General features: G+C 59.6%; 15 protein-coding genes. 6 read left to right on the top strand and 9 right to left on the bottom strand.

The genetic code is table 11. From position 1 onward, the window contains the following. The first annotated feature begins 310 nt into the window (after positions 1-310). Positions 311-2,551, top strand: a complete 2,241-nt coding sequence (locus tag FHW77_RS05590; RefSeq protein WP_004443048.1) for a TonB-dependent hemoglobin/transferrin/lactoferrin family receptor — start codon at positions 311-313, stop codon at positions 2,549-2,551. Between the two features lie 56 nt (positions 2,552-2,607). On the opposite strand, the gene FHW77_RS05585 is transcribed toward FHW77_RS05590, so the two are convergent. Further along, a complete protein-coding gene (locus FHW77_RS05585; protein WP_004443050.1) occupies positions 2,608-3,546 on the bottom strand; it encodes an extensin-like domain-containing protein in 939 nt (312 codons plus the stop codon). Positions 3,547-3,828: 282 nt separating this feature from the next. Here FHW77_RS05585 and FHW77_RS05580 point away from each other — a divergent pair, with 282 nt between their 5' ends. Both FHW77_RS05580 and FHW77_RS05575 read left to right on the top strand, forming a co-directional pair. Continuing rightward, positions 3,829-6,018, top strand: coding sequence for an anthranilate synthase (locus FHW77_RS05580; protein ID WP_004443052.1), 2,190 nt, complete (start codon positions 3,829-3,831; stop codon positions 6,016-6,018). Next, positions 6,018-6,527 carry a GNAT family N-acetyltransferase gene (locus FHW77_RS05575; protein ID WP_004443053.1) on the top strand — a complete coding sequence of 170 codons (510 nt, stop codon included), beginning with the start codon at positions 6,018-6,020 and terminating at the stop codon, positions 6,525-6,527. The genes FHW77_RS05580 and FHW77_RS05575 overlap by 1 nt, the downstream gene beginning before the upstream one ends. Here the strand turns inward: FHW77_RS05575 and FHW77_RS05570 are convergent. Beyond that, positions 6,524-7,468 carry an HD-GYP domain-containing protein gene (locus FHW77_RS05570; RefSeq protein ID WP_004443055.1) on the bottom strand — a complete coding sequence of 315 codons (945 nt, stop codon included), beginning with the start codon at positions 7,466-7,468 and terminating at the stop codon, positions 6,524-6,526. The genes FHW77_RS05575 and FHW77_RS05570 overlap by 4 nt on opposite strands. 276 nt (positions 7,469-7,744) lie before the next feature. Here FHW77_RS05570 and ade point away from each other — a divergent pair, with 276 nt between their 5' ends. After that, positions 7,745-9,439 carry an adenine deaminase gene (ade, locus tag FHW77_RS05565; RefSeq protein WP_004443058.1) on the top strand — a complete coding sequence of 565 codons (1,695 nt, stop codon included), beginning with the start codon at positions 7,745-7,747 and terminating at the stop codon, positions 9,437-9,439. 67 nt (positions 9,440-9,506) lie between these two features. On the opposite strand, the gene FHW77_RS05560 is transcribed toward ade, so the two are convergent. The 3 genes from FHW77_RS05560 to bglA all read right to left on the bottom strand — a co-directional run bounded on the left by FHW77_RS05560 (position 9,507) and on the right by bglA (position 12,440). Next, positions 9,507-10,058 carry a hypothetical protein gene (locus FHW77_RS05560; protein WP_004443060.1) on the bottom strand — a complete coding sequence of 184 codons (552 nt, stop codon included), beginning with the start codon at positions 10,056-10,058 and terminating at the stop codon, positions 9,507-9,509. A 265-nt stretch (positions 10,059-10,323) separates the two neighbouring features. Beyond that, on the bottom strand, positions 10,324-10,779 hold the full coding sequence (gene aac(6') / locus FHW77_RS05555; RefSeq protein ID WP_004443061.1) for an aminoglycoside 6'-N-acetyltransferase: 456 nt from the start codon (positions 10,777-10,779) through the stop codon (positions 10,324-10,326). Next, on the bottom strand, positions 10,776-12,440 hold the full coding sequence (gene bglA / locus FHW77_RS05550) for a beta-galactosidase BglA (RefSeq protein ID WP_182590358.1): 1,665 nt from the start codon (positions 12,438-12,440) through the stop codon (positions 10,776-10,778). Before bglA ends, aac(6') begins: the two co-directional genes overlap by 4 nt. 155 nt (positions 12,441-12,595) lie before the next feature. Between bglA and FHW77_RS05545 the strand changes: the two genes are divergently transcribed. Together FHW77_RS05545 and FHW77_RS05540 are read left to right on the top strand one after the other, a co-directional pair. Further along, entirely contained in the window at positions 12,596-13,516 is a 921-nt protein-coding gene (locus FHW77_RS05545; RefSeq protein ID WP_004443065.1) for a sugar kinase, read from the top strand. Positions 13,517-13,654: 138 nt separating this feature from the next. After that, entirely contained in the window at positions 13,655-14,704 is a 1,050-nt protein-coding gene (locus FHW77_RS05540) for a bifunctional monoglucosyl/glucuronosyl diacylglycerol synthase (RefSeq protein WP_004443066.1), read from the top strand. 170 nt (positions 14,705-14,874) lie between these two features. On the opposite strand, the gene FHW77_RS05535 is transcribed toward FHW77_RS05540, so the two are convergent. From FHW77_RS05535 to FHW77_RS05520, 4 genes are all read right to left on the bottom strand, one after another. Then, a complete protein-coding gene (locus tag FHW77_RS05535; RefSeq protein ID WP_004443068.1) occupies positions 14,875-15,483 on the bottom strand; it encodes a DUF2026 family protein in 609 nt (202 codons plus the stop codon). A 196-nt stretch (positions 15,484-15,679) separates the two neighbouring features. After that, a complete protein-coding gene (der, locus tag FHW77_RS05530; RefSeq protein ID WP_111814587.1) occupies positions 15,680-17,110 on the bottom strand; it encodes a ribosome biogenesis GTPase Der in 1,431 nt (476 codons plus the stop codon). A gap of 132 nt (positions 17,111-17,242) precedes the next feature. Beyond that, positions 17,243-17,914: a tetratricopeptide repeat protein gene (locus FHW77_RS05525; protein ID WP_004443073.1), complete on the bottom strand. Its 672-nt coding sequence runs from the start codon at positions 17,912-17,914 to the stop codon at positions 17,243-17,245. A gap of 156 nt (positions 17,915-18,070) precedes the next feature. Next, positions 18,071-18,655, bottom strand: coding sequence for an NnrU family protein (locus FHW77_RS05520; protein WP_004443075.1), 585 nt, complete (start codon positions 18,653-18,655; stop codon positions 18,071-18,073). Between the last annotated feature and the right edge of the window lies 1 nt (position 18,656).

The raw sequence follows: 18,656 nt of genomic DNA, 5'->3' as shown, positions 1-18,656 counted from the left end.
TTTCGCCATGTAAACTGGCCGCGAAGATCGTAGCAAGCATCAATGTCGGCACTTTGACCGCATCGTGGCGTTTTCGCCCTGACCCATCTTTTTTGGCCGCGGCCCGCAAACGTAATATTTTTGCAACATAGCGCCCCGCTTTAAAACATGATGCAAAAAGTCATATATAATATGTTGACAGTTATCGTCATGTTTTTTAGTCCTCGCTTATCGGCTCGCCCGTAACCAATCAGAACATATCCAGCCGCGCCTGAGCGCGGCGCGTTTTTGCGCGCCGTGGCTCCTGTGCGCGCATATTCGGGGGTAATCAATGTCCATCTCACGCACGCATTCCGCGCTGCTTCTCTGCACCGCCATGTCTCTTCTGCCCCTGACCGGCCACGCACAGGCACAGGATGCCGCTTCCGGTACCAATGGCACCACCACGCTCGAAAAAATCGTCGTCAAGGGCAAGCGCGTCAAAAGCGCCAATGCCGTCGCCGACACCCCGCTGGCGAGCCAGACGACGGCGGAAGATATCCGCAAGAAGGACATCGGCAGCATCAAGGACCTCGGCAACAGCACGGAACCGGGTGTCGATTACGTCGACGCCAAGCCCGGCCGGCCCGGCGGCCTGTTCATTCGCGGCCTCGGCGGCGCACGCGTCGTCACTTTGATCGACAATATTCCCGTTCCTTACTTCAACAATTTCGCCCGTCAGGGTCAGGCAACCACCACCCTCAGCGACACAAGCTCAAGCTTCGATTTTTCCTCGCTCTCGACGGTCGATGTGGTGCGCGGCGCCGATTCCAGCCGTATCGGCTCCGGTGCCCTTGGCGGCGCTCTGGTACTGCGCACGCTCGAACCGGAGGACCTGATCGGTGAAGGCAGGGACTGGGGCGGTGTCGCCAAGACCACCTATGACAGCGAGGACAGGAGCGTGGGCGGATCGCTCGCCGTCGCCAAGAAGATCGAGAACACCTCGGTCCTGTTCCAGGGCTCCTACAAACGCGGCAATGAAACGGACAACAAGGGTACGGCCGACATCTACGGCACGCGTCGCACCAAGCCCAACCCCGCCGACACCTATGAAAGCAACCTGATGTTCAAGATCCGCCAGGATCTGGAAGGTGGCCACCGCATAGGACTTACTGCCGAACGGTATTCGCTGAGAGACCGCAGCGACATGAAAACCCTTCAGGGTGTCAGCGTATCGGGCTCGACCTATCGCATCGGCGATTACCGCGGTTACGAGGACACTGAGCGCGACCGCGTCTCGCTTGATTATGAATACGAGGCGCCCTCGACTGACGGCGTGATCGATGCCGCCAATCTGTCGCTCTACTGGACGCGCCTCTCCAAGGAATCCGGCGCCGGCGACCGGCTGACCAATAATTCGCTCTATATCCGCGAAGACAGCATGCGCAACAGCGCCTTCGGTATCGTCGGCGGCCTAGAATCCGGGTTCGAGCTTGGCGGCGTGCAGCACACCGTCCGTTTCGGCGGCAACGCCATGACCACCGATTTCAGCCAGGAGCTTTTCGCCAATACGGCCGGTTCGACCTCATCGTCGCAATCGGACATGCCTGACGTGAGCGGCAAGAGCCTCGGCCTTTATCTCGATGACGAAATCGCCTTCGGCAACGGCTTCCGACTGACCCCCGGCCTGCGCTTCGATTCCTACGATTACGATCCCGATGGCTCCGTTTCCAGCAACAGCGGCTACCGAACATTCGGCCTGCCGAGCGGCAATAGCGGCTCGCGCTTCTCGCCGAAGCTTCTTGCCACCTATGACGTCACGCCCGAACTACAGCTTTTCGCACAATGGTCGATGGCCTATCGTGCCCCCACGATCAACGAACTGTATCTGAACTTCTCCAACGTCAGCTCCGGTTACGCTGTTGTCGGCAACTCCGCCCTCAATCCCGAGACCAGCAACGGTTTCGAGATCGGTGCGAACTACGCCTCCGGCGACCTGACGGGAAGCCTGACGCTGTTCCACAACAAGTACAAGAACTTCATCGAACAATATACGACCTCGACAACGCTCTTCCCCGGCTTCGGCGGCAGGGGCAACGGATCGCTGTTTACCTATCGCAACCGCAACAACGTCGAAATCTCCGGTGTGGAGGCCAAGGTCCGCAAGGATCTGGCAAACGGCTTCTTCGCCCACGCTTCGCTCGCCTACGCCTATGGCAAGGACACCGACACCAACGAGTTCATCCGCACGGTGGCACCGTTCAAGTCCGTCCTCGGCGTGGGTTATGCGCAGGATGTCTGGGGCACGGAACTGACGGGCGTTTTCTCCGCCGGCATGCGTGACGACAGGGTGGCCAACACTTTCGACGCCCCCGGTTACGGCGTCTTCAACCTGACCGGTTGGTGGGAACCCGAGCAGACCAAGGGCCTGCGCATCCAGGCCGGCATCTACAACCTGTTCGACAGGAAATACTGGAATGCCGTCGGCGTCCGCGACGTGAACCCGAATTCGGTCAGCACGGTCAATCAGCCGGTCGATTTCTACACGGAAGCAGGCCGCACCTTCAAAATCTCCCTGACCCAGAAGTTCTAAATCCGGGGCGGAAGCATCAACTCCAGTCGGGCGGCCTTTCGGGTCGCCCCTTTTTGTCAGCGGCAATAGAGATAGCCGCCTTTTCGCTCCAGCACGTCGAGATGCAGGTGATCCTGATGGGTTGCGTCGCTGCCGGGCGAAAGGACCGTGCGGAAAAACAGGCAGGCGGCAGCGGTAATCGTGCGCTGAAAAGCACCCTCCGGCGTCCGGTCCTCACCGCGCGGCTTCATCACCAGCGGCTCGCCCTTATCGAAGGAAATGGTGGAAATATCCACGGCATTGCCCTTGGCATGTTCGGAAATCTTGCCGTTTTCCGCGCTGTTGCGGTTTCGGCAAATATAGGTCGAGGCATTGGCGATGGCCGTCACCTTTTTCTCCGGCAAAGCCAGAGCGGCCGCCGGCACCATCATCTCCTTGGTCCAGCGTGAAAGCGCAAGCGCGGTTTCACAGCGCATGGTTCCAGATGGCTCAAGCTTGATGCCAGGCAGAACCACGGAAAGCTCGATAGGCGCGTCGATGCCGCACCCCTGTTCCGTATCGCGGATCGGCTCAAGCTGCTTGAACTCTGCACCGATCCCCTTCAACGAGGCAAGGCATGCCTGGAGTGCGGCCGGGTCCTCCGGCTTCACCGGCTCCGGTGGCTTCTCATCAGGTTTCGCCGTTTCGACAGTCGGTTTCTTCTGCTCCACGCCATCCTTGTCCTCGCCTTCCTTCTTGGCGTCATCGGAACCCTTGTCTGCGGGTGTCTTTTCACCATCGGATTGCTGGTTTCCGGAAGCATCGGGTTTCGCGACCGGCTGCTCCTCGGGCTGCGGCTTGGGAACGGGTTTGGGTGCTTCCGCCGGCCTTTGCGGCGTCTTGTCGGATGGCTTTTCCGAGGGGGTGGAGGACTGCCCCTCACCCGGTTTCGGCTGCGGCACCGGTACCTGCGCCGGCGGTTCAGAGGCAGAAATCAGTGCGAGGGTGGTTACCAGAAGACACAGGCGATGAAGCATTTGACGGGGCACTCCTGACCGTTTCGGCAGGGTTGCAACGCCGCGGCGGCCCGTAAGGTTCATTCCCTTGCCGAAATCCGCTTGCCAAGGCGGATCGTGCACGCTAACAATTTTCGCATGAACATCGTGTCTAAGAACATTGCTAACTGGTGGTGGAGCAGCTTTACGCGGCCTTGACCAGTCATGTCTTCAGACAAAGTCCAAGCCGCCCGAATTTTCAGGCGGCTTTTTTGTTATCTTGCCGCCTGTCATCGGGCCTGAACAACGGGAAGTGCGAAAGAAATGGTAACGATCATTCAGGATGACGGAGCGGAAACCTACGAGACGAAAGGCGGCATCAAGGTCAGCCGAAAGCGCCGGCCTGCCGATTATGCCAACGCCATCGACAATTATGTCGAAAAGCTCGATTCCCATCGCGGCGCGGTTTTCTCATCCAACTATGAATATCCCGGCCGCTACACGCGCTGGGACACGGCCATCATCGACCCGCCGCTCGGCATTTCCTGTTTTGGCCGCAAGGTGTGGATTGAGGCCTATAATGGCCGCGGCGAAGTACTGCTTTCCTTCATCACCGAAAAGCTGAAGGCGACGCCCGATCTCACGCTCGGCGCTTCCACCACGCGTCGTCTTGATCTCACCGTCAACGAACCGGACCGCGTCTTCACCGAAGAAGAACGCTCAAAAATCCCGACCGTCTTCACTGCGCTGCGCGCCATAGTCGACCTCTTCTATTCGAACGCGGATTCGGCAATCGGCCTGTTCGGCGCCTTTGGTTACGACCTCGCTTTCCAGTTCGACGCCATCAAACTGTCGCTGGCGCGCCCGGAAGACCAGCGCGACATGGTGTTGTTCCTACCCGATGAAATCCTGGTCGTTGATCACTATTCCGCCAAGGCCTGGATCGACCGTTACGACTTCGAAAAGGGCGGCGTGACGACGGACGGCAAGTCCTCCGACATAGCAACCGATCCCTTCAAGACAACCGATACGATCCCGCCCAAGGGCGATCACCGTCCCGGCGAATATTCCGAACTTGTCGTGAAGGCCAAGGAAAGCTTCCGCCGCGGCGATCTGTTCGAGGTCGTCCCCGGCCAGAAATTCATGGAACGCTGCGAAAGCAACCCGTCGGCGATTTCGCGCCGCCTGAAGGCGATCAACCCGTCCCCCTACTCCTTCTTCATCAACCTCGGCCATCAGGAATATCTGGTCGGCGCCTCGCCGGAAATGTTCGTGCGCGTCTCCGGCCGCCGCATCGAGACCTGCCCGATCTCAGGCACCATCAAGCGCGGCGATGATCCGATTGCCGACAGCGAACAGATCCTGAAACTGCTCAACTCGAAGAAGGATGAGTCCGAACTGACCATGTGTTCGGATGTGGACCGCAACGACAAGAGCCGCGTCTGCGAACCCGGTTCGGTCAAGGTCATTGGCCGCCGCCAGATCGAGATGTATTCGCGCCTCATCCACACGGTGGACCACATTGAAGGCCGCCTTCGGGACGATATGGACGCCTTTGATGGCTTCCTCAGCCACGCCTGGGCCGTGACCGTCACCGGCGCACCGAAGCTCTGGGCCATGCGCTTCATCGAAGGCCATGAAAAGAGCCCGCGCGCCTGGTATGGTGGTGCGATCGGCATGGTCGGTTTCAATGGCGACATGAATACAGGCCTCACTCTGCGTACCATCCGGATCAAGGACGGTATTGCCGAGGTGCGTGCGGGTGCGACCCTGCTCAACGATTCCAATCCGCAGGAAGAAGAAGCCGAAACCGAACTCAAGGCGTCCGCCATGATATCAGCCATTCGCGACGCGAAAGCCACCAACGCCGCTTCCACCAAGCGCGATGCGGCCAAGGTCGGTACTGGCGTGAAGATCCTGCTTGTCGATCACGAAGACAGCTTTGTCCACACGCTGGCGAATTATTTCCGCCAGACCGGTGCGACCGTCTCCACCGTCAGATCGCCGGTCGCAGCCGACGTATTCGATCGCTTCCAGCCCGATCTCGTCGTGCTTTCCCCCGGACCGGGCAGCCCGACGGACTTCGACTGCAAGGCGACGATCAAGGCGGCCCGCGCCCGCGAATTGCCGGTCTTCGGCGTCTGCCTCGGCCTTCAGGCTCTGGCGGAAGCCTATGGCGGCGAGCTTCGCCAGCTTGCGGTGCCGATGCATGGCAAACCCTCGCGCATCCGCGTGCTGGAACCGGGCCTCGTCTTCTCCGGTCTCGGCAAGGAAGTGACCGTTGGCCGTTACCACTCGATCTTTGCCGACCCCTCCACCCTGCCGCGTGATTTCATCATCACGGCCGAAAGCGAGGACGGCACGATCATGGGCATCGAACATGCCAAGGAACCCGTGGCTGCCGTTCAGTTCCACCCGGAATCGATCATGACGCTTGGCCAGGACGCCGGCATGCGCATGATCGAGAACGTGGTGGTGCATCTGACCCGCAAGGCGAAGACGAAAGCCGCGTGATGGCTGCCGCCGATACCACCAACATCGAGCCGATACGGGCGGAGCACGTTGAGAGCTTTCACCGTGCGCTCGATGCGGTATCGCGCGAGCGGAAATATCTGAGCTTCCTGGAGGCGCCGCCGCTCGATGCGGTGCGCGCCTTCGTTCTCGACATGATCGAGAACAACCATCCGCAATTTGTAGCGATTGCGGATGGCGAAGTGGCGGGCTGGTGCGACATTCGCCGCCAGGACAGAGTAACCCGCGCCCATTGCGGCACACTCGGCATTGGTATCCTACAGGCCTACCGTGACAAGGGACTTGGCGCGCAGCTGATGCGGCGAGCGCTCGATTCCGCCCGTCAAGGCGGGCTGCGTCGTGTCGAGCTGAGCGTGCATGCGGACAACGCCAGAGCGATAGCGCTGTACGAAAAAATCGGCTTTGTGCATGAGGGCCGGGCCCGCGATGCCGTTCTGATCGACGGGCGCTATATCGACAGCCTGAACATGGCGATCATCCTCGGCAACTAACCCCTCGGCAGCGCAGCGGAAATACAAAGCGCGAATTTCTTCAGCAGCTGCAGGTCGAAATGTCCCTCCCGGCGCAGCATCCAGGTCAGCGCGTCATTCGCCGTCCATGGCTTCTTGTAGGGTCTGACCGAAGTCACGGCGTCGTAAACGTCGCAGATGGCCGCGATACGCGCGTAAAGGGTGATCTCGCTGCCGGCACGCCCGCTGGGATAACCGCCGCCGTCAATTCGCTCATGATGATTGAAGCAGACATCAAGCACCATCTCAGGCATCTGCTCGTTTCGCGACAATATTTCCCGCCCGAATGCAGGGTGGAGATTGATGATTTTGCGTTCGTCGGTGCTCAACCCATCCGCCTTGTTGAGAATGGACGAGGGGATTTCCACCTTGCCAATATCATGCAGCAGGCCACTGACGCCGAGCAGATCGACCGTTCCGCGGTCGAGCCCGAGATAATTACCGAAGAGGATCATCAGCCCGCTGACGGAAACCGAGTGCACGAAAGTCGTTTCATCTTTCGATTTCAGGCGGGTGACCCCGATGAAGATCGCCGGGTTCGACTGCACGGCATCGGAAATCTTGCCCGCCGCCGCCGCCATGCCCTTCAGCGACACAAGGCCGCCGGCTTCTGCGGAAGCAAAGGTCTCGGAAATAGTGCCTGCCGCTGATCGGACCGCATGGGTTACGGCGGCAATGGTTTCCGGGCAATTGTCCGGCGCCAGCGAAACCGCAGCCGAACGCCTGCCGCCTTCGGTATCGTATCCCCTGGCCGTGTTGATGATGATGCTTTCAGCGCCGCTTGATTTCAGTTGCCGCATCAATTCCTCCTGCCGCAAAAGAAAGCGGTGCCGCTTTAAAAATCCCTGATTCGAAAGCGTTCCTTCGACCGCTTCGATAAACATGCCAAGTGTCAGTTGCTGGGTGGAAATTCGTTTGAGCATCAGACGCTTTTATTTTCCTTCCCGGGAATATAACCTAAAACCGCAATTCGTAAAAATGCCGGTGCACAACCGGTTGAACTATAAAGGTGAAGTCAAGCCTTCCCAATCCCGCCTAAACTTGAACCTTGAAGATTAGATACCACAAATATGAAAATTTTTTACTCTCGATATATTTAAAACTCAAAGAATCAATTCGAATAGATCCAGAAACAACCCTCGAATGTAAATAATGAAGATTCTCGCATACGACGTAAATCAGGAGCCGAAGAAAGCCGCATGAATTCCAGACTTGAAAAGCGCATCGACCAGGGTACGGGCCGTGAACCGGCAGACATGGTTCTCAAGAACGGCCGCTTCTTCGATCTCGTCACCGGAGAACTCGTTGCCTCGGATATCGCCATTTGTGGCGATACGATCGTGGGAACCGGTGAAAGCTATGAGGGTTACCGGGAAATCGATATTTCCGGCAAAATCGTCGTCCCCGGTTTCATCGATACGCATCTCCATATCGAATCGTCGCTGGTGACACCGCATGAGTTCGATCGCTGCGTTTTGCCGTATGGCGTCACCACCGCCATTTGCGACCCCCATGAAATTGCCAATGTGCTCGGGGTGGAGGGGCTTCAGTTCTTCCTCGACAGCGCCATGGAAACCATCATGGACATCCGCGTGCAGCTTTCCTCCTGCGTGCCCGCCACTCACCTGGAAACCGCTGGCGCCGACCTGCCGATTGAAAAGCTGCTGCCGTTCCGGAGCCACCCGAAGGTCATCGGCCTTGCTGAATTCATGAATTTCCCCGGTGTCATCCACAAGGACCCGGTGTGCATGGCGAAGCTGGAGGCTTTTCAGGGCCAGCATATCGACGGGCACGCACCGCTTCTTTCCGGAACAGCGCTGAACGGTTATCTCGCTGCCGGCATCCGCACCGAGCATGAATGCACGAGTGCAACGGAAGCGCTGGAGAAAATCCGCAAGGGCATGCACATTCTGGTGCGCGAAGGCTCGGTCTCGAAAGACCTGCATGCCCTGATGCCCATCATAACCGAGCGGCTGTCGCCCTATCTGGCGCTCTGCACCGATGACCGCAACCCCCTCGACATCGCCGAACAGGGCCATCTCGACTACATGATCCGCACCGCGATCGCCAGCGGCGTGGAACCGCTCGCCATCTATCGCGCCGCCTCTATTTCCGCCGCCAAAGCCTTTGGCCTGCGCGATCGCGGCCTGGTCGCGCCGGGCTGGCGCGCCGATCTCGTGGTGATCGACAGCCTGGAAAGCTGCAAAGCCAGCATGGTTCTTTCCGGCGGCCGGATCGTCGACGATGCGCTCTTTGCCACGCGCAAACCGGTCGCACCGGTCGGTCTCGACAGCGTCAAGGCGAGACCCGTGCTCGCCTCGCATTTTGGCGTGCCGGTCACGGAAGGCGAAAGCCCTGTCATGGGCGTGCTTCCCGGCAAGATCATTACCGAGCACCGTCGCTACAGACTGCCGACGGACGGCAACCAGACCACCGTCGATCTCGAAAACGATATCATCAAGGTCGCCGTCATCGAACGCCACGGCAAGAACGGCAACCATGCCAATGGTTTCGTTCAAGGTTTCGGCCTGAAAAAGGGCGCCATCGCCTCCACCGTCGGCCATGACAGCCATAATATCTGCGTTGTCGGGGTGAGCGAAGACGACATGGCGCTGGCCGCTAACCGGCTGGGCGAAATCAAGGGCGGTTTTGTCGTGGTGGAAGACGGCAGGGTGACAGGCGAAATCGCTTTGCCCGTCGCCGGGCTGATGAGCCTTGAACCCTACGAGACCGTTCGCGATACGCTGCACACCCTGAGAAAAGCAGCCTATGCGCTGGGCACCACGCTGGAAGAACCCTTCCTTCAGGTCGCCTTCCTGCCCCTGCCCGTCATCCCCCATCTCAAGATTTCCGACATGGGCATGGTGGATGTGGACCGGTTTGCGCTGATCTGATGGTGGCTTGGCGACTAGCGGCAGCGAAGAACGCTTCGCCTCCGTTTTTGAGGCCGCTGGCGCGGCCTCATGCCTTCGTCTCCGCAGGCCAGGTGACATAATAATATTTGCCCGCGACCCTGCCGAAATAGGCATTTTTTCCCGTCGCCTTTTCGACATAACTCCCGTTTCCGTCCTTGGAAAGCGCACCGTCTTCGCTGCGCTTCAGTTGAGTATTGAGGAAGTCGACCCAGTTGGTCTTGGCGGTATCGGTAGCTGTGGTCGGCGTTGCTTTTTTCTGGTTGGGATCCCACGCATTGATCGTTTTACCCTGAGTGGGATTGGTAACCTGCAGGGCCCCGCGCTCGAGAGCGCCTACCATTGCCCGGGCGCGCAGATATTGCGCCGGATCGTCGCCAGCCAACGCGAGCTTCGCTTTCAGATTCCGCATGAAAGCGGGCGACGCGATATAGTCGGCCGAAGAGGTTTTTGCCGCTGGTGTCGATGAGGATGTGCGGGCCGCCGATTTCCCGGAAGGAAATACATCGCGGATGGACGGAAGGGCAGCCTTGGCTTTGCCGCCTGAGGACCTAGTATTACCGCTGTTGGGCTGATTGAAATTCTTGATTGAAACGGACATGACAATTCCTGCTTCACTAACGAGTGGTGATGGAAATATACAGGACTCGATGTTTGACGCCGAAAGCTTGCCCAAGACTTGCAGTACAGCCGAAATAAATGCGAAACCATTATTTATGCGGAGGAAAAACGATAATATAAACATTCTAAATTATGAATATACTTAAATAGCTTCGTTACGACGTTAAGACAAAGCCATGACGTCACATGCGGCGGTGGCAACCCGCCCCGCAGCCAGACACTCTTCGCGGATCAGCACAGGCAGCTTATCGCTTCGGGATCAGCGACCTGCGAAAATAAACGACGCGCTCCGTTTCCTCAAATCCCAGGGCCGCATGCATGCGATGGGAGCTGAGATTGGCGATATCGGCATCGGAGGCAAGTTCGCTGACGCCTTGGTCGATGGCCCAGCGGGTCACCTGCTCCACCAGAAGGGCGGCGACGCCCTGCCTGCGAAACGCCTCCTCCACGTAGATTCCCTCAAGAAACGCCACGGGTGACGTATCGCAGCCGTTGACGTAATCCCGCCGCAGGCTGACCTCGGCAAAACCAATGGCCGATCCGTCAAGATCGTGAACGATAAATCCAGCCCCGGTTTCGCAAACGTCCTGCAACTCAGCCCGATGGTCTTCAGGCGCCGTATCGGGCCAGAGACGGTGTCGCAGAAGGCACCAGTCATCCGGATAGTCGCCAGCATTTCGGACGTCGAAAGTCCCGCTCATTCAACGCTCCCGCAAAACACGTCCAGCCCCTCAAGCTTGACGATGCCGCCATCAAACAGCGGCTCGAAACCCGGCATCGGCAGGATTGTCGTCACGTTCATGCCCCTGGGGATGGGAAACTCCACCGGCTTGCGCGTCAGGTTGAAAACGAAAAGCAGCGTATGCTCGCCCTTGTGACGCGTGAAGGCCAGCACGTCGAGATTGGTTTTCAGGAACGTCATGTCCCCGTCACGCAGCGCGCCATGGCTTTTCCGGAACGACAGAACCGCCCGGTAATGGTTCAGGATCGAGTCCGGCCTTCGTTCCTGCGCATCCGCGGCGTGCATGGCATGCGCATAGGGCACCGGCAGCCACGGTTTGTCAGCGGTCGAAAAGCCGGAATTCTGCTTGCCTGTTTCCCACACCATCGGGGTGCGGCATCCATCGCGCCCCTTGAAGGCTGGCCAGAAGCGGATGCCATAGGGGTCACGCAAATCAGCGAAAGCCAGCTCAGCCTCCGTCAAGCCAAGTTCCTCGCCCTGATAGAGGCAAATGGACCCGCGCAGGCTGGCGAGAACGCAGATAGCGAGCTTGGCAACCCGCGTCTGTTCTTCGGCGCCTTCCGAAAACCGGCTGAGATGGCGCACCACGTCATGGTTGGAAAAGGCCCAGCAGACCCACCCGTCCGTCACCACCTTGCCGAAAGTCTCGACCGACCCGCGGATGTGTTTGGCGGTGAAATCCGGCCCCAGAAGGTCGAAGGTGTAGCACATGCTGAGCTTGTCGTTGCCGGACGTGTAAGCAGCAACGGTCTTCAACGACCGCGCGCCGTCACCCACTTCACCCACGGTGGCGCGGCCCTCATACTCATCGAGTAGTGCGCGGAAGCGCTTCAGGAAACCGATATTTTCCGGCCGGGTCTTGTCATAGAGATGGTCCTGCATGCCGTAGGGATTGACGTCGGAAGCGTCGAGCCCGAAGCTTTCCTCGTCGAACAGCGGCGGGTTGTCACGCAGGAGCTTGTCGTGGAAATAGTGATTGACGGTATCGAGCCGGAAACCGTCCACGCCGCGATCCAGCCAGAAGCGTACCGTTTCCAGCAGCGCATCCTGAACCTCAGGATTGTGGAAGTTCAGGTCCGGTTGCGACGTCAGGAAGCTGTGCATGTAATATTGCTTGCGCACGCCATCCCACTCCCAGGCCGGCCCGCCAAAAACTGAAAGCCAGTTCGTCGGTGCCGTGCCGTCCGGTTTGGGATTGGCCCAGACATACCAGTCGGCCTTGCTGTTCGTCCGGCTCGCCCGGCTGTCCACGAACCAGGGATGCTGGTCCGACGTGTGCGAGATGACCTGGTCGATGATGACCTTCAAGCCGAGACGATGCGCCTCGGCCATCAGCGCATCGAAATCAGTGAGCGTGCCGAACAGCGGATCGACATTGCAATAATCCGAGACGTCATAGCCCATATCCGCCATGGGCGAGGTGAAGAAGGGCGAAAGCCAGATTGCGTCGACACCGAGCGAGGCGATGTATGGCAAGCGCTTGGTCACGCCGGCGAGATCACCATAGCCGTCGCCTGTCGTGTCCTGAAACGAACGCGGATAGACCTGATAGATCACCGCTCCCTTCCACCAGTCCGATTGCGCTTGGGGTTTGTGGACCGGGGCATGGGATAACGTCATCGGCAATCTCCTGATCGTGTCTGACGGAGAGAATATAAAGCCGCCGCCTCCGCGTAAACCTTAACTTCGCACCTGCACAAACGGCCAAAACCACCTTGTCAGCAGCGCGCACTCGTCGTAAGCCGCATGGCTGGAAAAAACGGGAGGATGACGGCGTGGGCGGACGATTTCTGTCGATTGGCGAATGTATGGTGGAACTGTCGCAGGCCGGCAACGGGCTGCTGCGTAAGGGTTTTGCCGGCGACACCTTTAATACCGCCTGGTATGCGCGCGCCTGCCTGCCGGAGGACTGGTCCGTCGATTATTTCACCGCACTCGGCGATGATCCGCTTTCGGAAGACATGCTGGCATTCATTGCGGAAGCCGGCATCGGCACGGAAAAAATCCGCCGCATCAAGGGCGGCACGCCCGGCCTTTACCTGATCAACCTGAAAGACGGCGAACGCACCTTCAGCTACTGGCGCAATGCCGCGGCGGCAAGACAGCTCGCTGCGGACGCGGACCACCTGCGCAAAACGGTCGAAAACGCCGACGTCGTCTATTTCTCCGGCATTACGCTCGCCATCCTCGCCTCCGCCCATGATGTCGATACATTCCTTGCGGAACTGCGCCGCGCCAGGGCGGCCGGTAAGCTCGTGGTCTTCGATCCCAACATCCGCCCGCGCCTCTGGGCGGACAAGGACATCATGCTGGAGACGATCTCCAATGGCGCCCGCGCCGCGACGCTTGTCATGCCGAGCTTCGACGACGAGGCGAGCCATTTCGGCGATGTATCGGTGGAAGTGACCATTGCCCGTTACCGTTCGCTCGGTGTTGAAAACATCGTTGTGAAGGACGGCGCCAAAGGCGCAACACTCGATTTCGGCGGCAGCCGCAGCCACGCCCCGGCGATGAAGGCCGTTGAGGTGGTTGACACGACGAGCGCCGGCGACAGTTTCAACGGCGCCTTCCTCGCCCGTTATGTGACCGGAAGCTCTCCGGAAGAAGCGGCCACTTTCGCCGCAAGGGCGGCGGCAACCGTCATCGGCCACCACGGCGCGCTGATCAGCCCCGAATTGCTCCCTCTCGTCGGATAGCCGCCACGCCCGGCCAGCAAACAAGGTTTTGCAGCCGTCACAGACCCTGACATGATCCTGTAACACGCGCGCCGCATATACGGGCGGAAGCCGGGCAATGGGGATTCGCCCGTGCGCAGATGAGCAGGATCGGTGTTCATGACGAGAATCACGATTGTCACAGATGCCTGGCACCCGCAGGTCAACGGCGTGGTTCGCTCGATCGAAAACACCAATACCGAACTCGCGCGGCTCGGCGTCGATGTGCGCATGGTGACGCCGCAGAGTTTTTACAGCATCCCCTGCCCCACCTATCCGGAAATCCGCCTTTCGGTTGCCGGCTATCGCCGCGTGGCGGCGGAGATCGAAAAAAGCCAGCCCTCCTTCGTGCATATTGCCACAGAAGGGCCGCTGGGTTTCATGGCGCGGCGCTGGTGCGTCAAGAACCGCATGCGTTTTTCAACCAGCTATCACACCCGCTTCCCCGAATATGTGGCGGCGCGCTTTCCCGTGCCGGAAAGCTGGCTTTATGCCTTCGTGCGCTGGTTCCACAATGGCGGCAACACCTGCATGGTGGCGACGCCAAGCCTTGAGACAGAACTGGAGGCGCGCGGCGTGCGCAACCTCAAACGCTGGAGCCGCGGCATCGACGCCGAGCTTTTCCATCCCCGCCCGAAGGCAAAGCTGCCCTTCGACCTGCCGAGACCGATTTTCATGACCGTGGGACGTGTAGCGGTGGAGAAGAACCTGCCGGAATTCCTCGATCTCGACCTGCCGGGATCTAAGGTCGTCATCGGCGACGGCCCCGCCCGCCATGAATTGCAGGAAAAATACCCTGACGTCCTTTTCACCGGCGTCAAGACCGGCGAGGATCTTGCCGACGCCTATGCGCAGGCCGATGTCTTCGTTTTCCCGTCCAAGACAGACACCTTCGGCAACACCATTCTGGAAGCTCTGGCAAGCGGCGTGCCCGTGGCCGCCTTCCCCGTTACCGGACCAATCGACATCCTTGGCGGCAACCCGGCGGCCGGAGCGCTGGACGACAATCTTCGCGATGCCTGTCTTGCCGCCCTTCATTGTTCGCCCCAGGCGGCGCTGGCGCTCTCCAGGAGCTACAGCTGGGAAAAGGCATCCAGGCAATTCCTCGACAATGTCATTCATGCCGCTGGCAAATCGCTGCCGCTGCTCTCCCGCTCCCAACTTGCATGAGTCGATCCCCGAGATTTTCTTCAGGGATAGTGGACGAAACCGATCGGGAATGTCACAAGGCGATCAGGACGCGACTGCCGTTATCTTTAGAACGGGGTCGGGCTGCTGATTGACGTCAGGCGGCTGCCGCGAGATTACGCTGGCCGTCCTTTAGTCCGATAAACCGGTGCCTACCAGGCACCGACCAGAGATTCTCCCGTCAGCGGCACGGCCCGTTCCTTTCCGTCTCGGTCCTTGACCGAAAGAGATGCGGCCATCTGCTTGGGTGACTTGCGGAACCAGTTGGCGGCGACGCTTGCCATATCTCCGATCGCCGCCTGTTTGTGCCATTCGGCAAAGCGCCTGGCTGTTGCTTCAGGCTCCGAACGATAGAAGAAATCGCCGGATTGGCCGAGATCGTTGATGGATGCCGCCATGGCGGAGAGTGGCCGCTGGAACATTTTTGCCGGCACCGACAGCCCCCGGGCGCTATCGGCAAAAGCCGGCGCCATGAAATCGATCGCCCAGCCATCGGCATCGATCCAGCAGTGGAAATTCTCGCCCGCACCTGTCACGTAACCATCGTCGCGATGATCCGCGAACAGGAGCACCTTTCCGTCAAGATTATAGGCCGCAAGCCCGCCCTTCGGCACCGCTTTCACCTTGTAGTGCTGCTGCAGGATGAAGGCGCCGAAAGTGCTGAAATACATCGAGGCCGAAGCGGGATCGGCATTCTGGGCGAGGAGCAGGCTGTTGATGACGCGGTAGATCCGCTGATAGTCGGTCTGCTTGATCAGCATGATTTTTACTCTTCAAAACAAGGCGTTGGATGAGCGTCCGCCGCTTGTTTCTTCTCCCCGAGGGGGAGAAGTCCGCGGCAGCGGGATGAGGGGGCTAGGCCAGCGATATACGGAGAGCTTGCCCCCTCATCTGACCCTTCGGGCCATCTTCTCCCCGGCAGGGAGAAGAAAATTGCCGCGACGTCTCACGCCAAAATCAACGTCTCTTCTTCGCCTTGCTCTCGAACGGATTGTCCGAGCCGCGATAATGTACGCGGATCGGCACGCCCGGCATGTCGAAATCCTTGCGCAGGCCATTGACGAGATAACGCGTATAGCTCTCCGGAATGGCTTCCGGCCGCGTGCAGGAAATCATGAAGGCGGGCGGGCGGGCCTTGACCTGCGTCATATATTTCAGCTTCAGGCGGCGGCCGGAGACGGCCGGCGGCGGGTGCTGCGTGGTCTGCGCGTCGAGCCAGCGGTTAAGCCTTGCGGTGGAGATGCGGCGGTTCCAGACCTTGTCGGTATCGATGATATTCTGCATCAGCCGGTCGAAACCATACCCCGTCTGTCCGGAAATCGGCACGGCGCGAATGCCGCGCGCCTGCGGCAGCAGACGCTCGGTCTTTTCACGTAGATCGGCGAGATAGGCCTGCGGGTCTTCCACCAGATCCCATTTGTTGAAGGCGAGCACGGCGGCGCGGCCTTCGCGAATGACGAGATCGACCAGCTGCAAATCCTGCTTTTCGAACGGAATGGTGCTGTCGAACACGATGACGACGGTTTCGGCGAAGCGGATGGAGCGCAGCGAATCCGCAACAGAGAGCTTTTCCAGCTTCTCCGTCACCTTGGCCTTGCGGCGCATGCCAGCCGTATCGAACATCTTGATGGTGCGGCCGCGCCAGTCCCATTCGACGGAAATACTGTCGCGGGTGATACCGGCTTCGGGGCCGGTCAAAAGGCGATCTTCGCCGAGGAAACGGTTGATCAGCGTCGACTTGCCCGCATTCGGCCGGCCGATGATGGCGACGCGCAGCGGCTTGGTCTCGTCATAGACGGGCTCTTCGTCTTCCTCGTCCTCGCTGCCGGGCTCGCTGCGTGGCAGAACGATATCCGTTTCCGCCTCGTCCACCTCCGGCGGGAAGGCGACGTCTTCGCCGATCGCCTCGACAATGGCGTCGCGCAGGTCGATCATTCCCTGGCCGTGTTCGGCCGAGATCGGGCAAGGATCGCCAAGACCGAGCGTGAAGGCATCATAGAAACCGGCGTCGGAACCGCGCGCTTCGGATTTATTGGCCACCAGCACCACCGGCTTGCCGCGACGTCGCAGCATTTCCGCCAGCGTCTCGTCGGCGGGTGTCAGGCCTGCCTTTGCATCCACGACGAAGAGTGTCACGTCGGCATCGTCGATCGCCGCTTCCGTCTGGGCCCACATGCGGCCCTGAAGCGTTTCCGGCCCGGATTGCTCCAGACCGGCGGTATCGATGATGGTGAAACGCAGGTCGACGAGCTTTGCCTCGCCAGGCCGGCGGTCGCGGGTCACGCCGGGCGTATCATCCACCAGCGCCAGCTTCTTTCCGACGAGACGGTTGAAAAGCGTGGACTTGCCGACATTGGGGCGCCCGACTATGGCGACGGTGAAGCTCATTGATCCTGGTTCCTTGAAGCACGTCTGCCCAAAACGTTACCTGTTTTGGGCAAAGGACATGCGTAAAATAATGCGTTGGATCGCTTTGGCAATGCGAAGATTGTCGGCGCGATCTCGGGCGGGGCAGCGGCGTTAGGCAGCCTTGCCCGAAGCGGTGATGTTATCGAGCATGATCTGCGCGCGATTGGTGACGTTACGCGGCGCCTGCGTGTCGCCGACGATCTGCTCGAACCATTGCTTGGCCTTGGCGAAATCGCCAGCCTTATAGGCGGCAAGACCGAGCGCCTCGCGGGCGGAAGCGCGCATGGTCTGGCCGTCAGTGCTGAGCGGTTCGGCAAGCGCAGCCACCTGATCATAGGTGCCATTATCGACCAGCAGCCAGGCGGCGCGAACCTTGGCGGCATCACGGAAGACCTGCGGCGCGGAATTATCGTTGCCGATCGCGGTGAAGGCGGCGATCGCACCGGCCGCATCGCCCTTCTGTGACAGCAGCGTTGCCGAACGGAACTTCGCCAGAACGGGATAGTTGCCGTGACCGGAGGTTTCGAGATCGGCGAAGGCCTTCAGCGCCTCATCCGTCTTGTTTTCGGAAGCGAGCGTCAGGGCCGCCAGGAACTGATCGCCGGAATTGGAGGCACGGCTGGTGTTCCAGTATTCGTAGATGCCGGCACCGGCGGCACCGAGAACAACGAGGACGGCGGCACCCACGACCACGATACCGTAACGGCCCCAGAAGCGCGACAGCTGCTCGGAGCGGATCTGCTCGTTCACTTCGCGGATAAAGGTATCATTCTCGTTTGCCATCAAATTCTCCGTTACCCGCGCGGAGATCGTGTCCCGATCCATCCGTCCGCGGACATACCAAGCCGCTTACCCGGATCAGCAAAAGTAAGGCCAACCGGGTCATGGTCGGCCTTCTAGCCTATTTTGCCTGATATGTAAGGGGGAAACGTCGATTTCCTACATGGCGATGGGCTGAACGCCGATCAACCATTCGTGCAGTTTCAGGATGAAAGCCCCCCACAGAACGATGCCGCCGACGACCGCCACCAGATCGTAGCGGCTTGAAACGAAGTCCCGGACCACTTTTTCACCTGCCCGCTCCCGGCGCTTCAGCGAAATCCGCATCACCACGCCCCAGGCAAGGAACGACACGAAAAGCAGGATCGAAGACGTTTCGCCATTGGCGAGAAGATGCGCGAGCGCCCAGATTTTGACGGCCAGAATGAGCGGATGTTTGGTCTTCGTTGCGATATGGCCAGCCGGGATAAGGCTGGCCACGAGACAGATCATCGCCAGCAACATCAGGGTAATGGCGATGTGGCTCATCCAGACCGGCGGATACCACAGCATGCCCGTCTTCTGCCGCGCTTCGCCGAAAGCGTAAATGACAAGGCCGAGCGTGATGAGGCTGACGACGGAATAAACGCCCTTGAATGGCCCTTCACCCATCGTCGCGATCATGCGCGCGCGAAACTGCGGTGCGATCACCTTCAGGAGATGGGTGAGCAAAAACAAGGCAAGACAGAGTGCGAGAAAAAGCATG

Source organism: Agrobacterium sp. RC10-4-1 (assembly GCF_014138475.1).
In the GTDB taxonomy this organism is placed as follows: Bacteria; Pseudomonadota; Alphaproteobacteria; order Rhizobiales; family Rhizobiaceae; genus Agrobacterium; species Agrobacterium pusense.
Note: the sequence above shows the minus strand (reverse complement) of the source record. Positions and strands in the feature narration are given on the sequence as shown.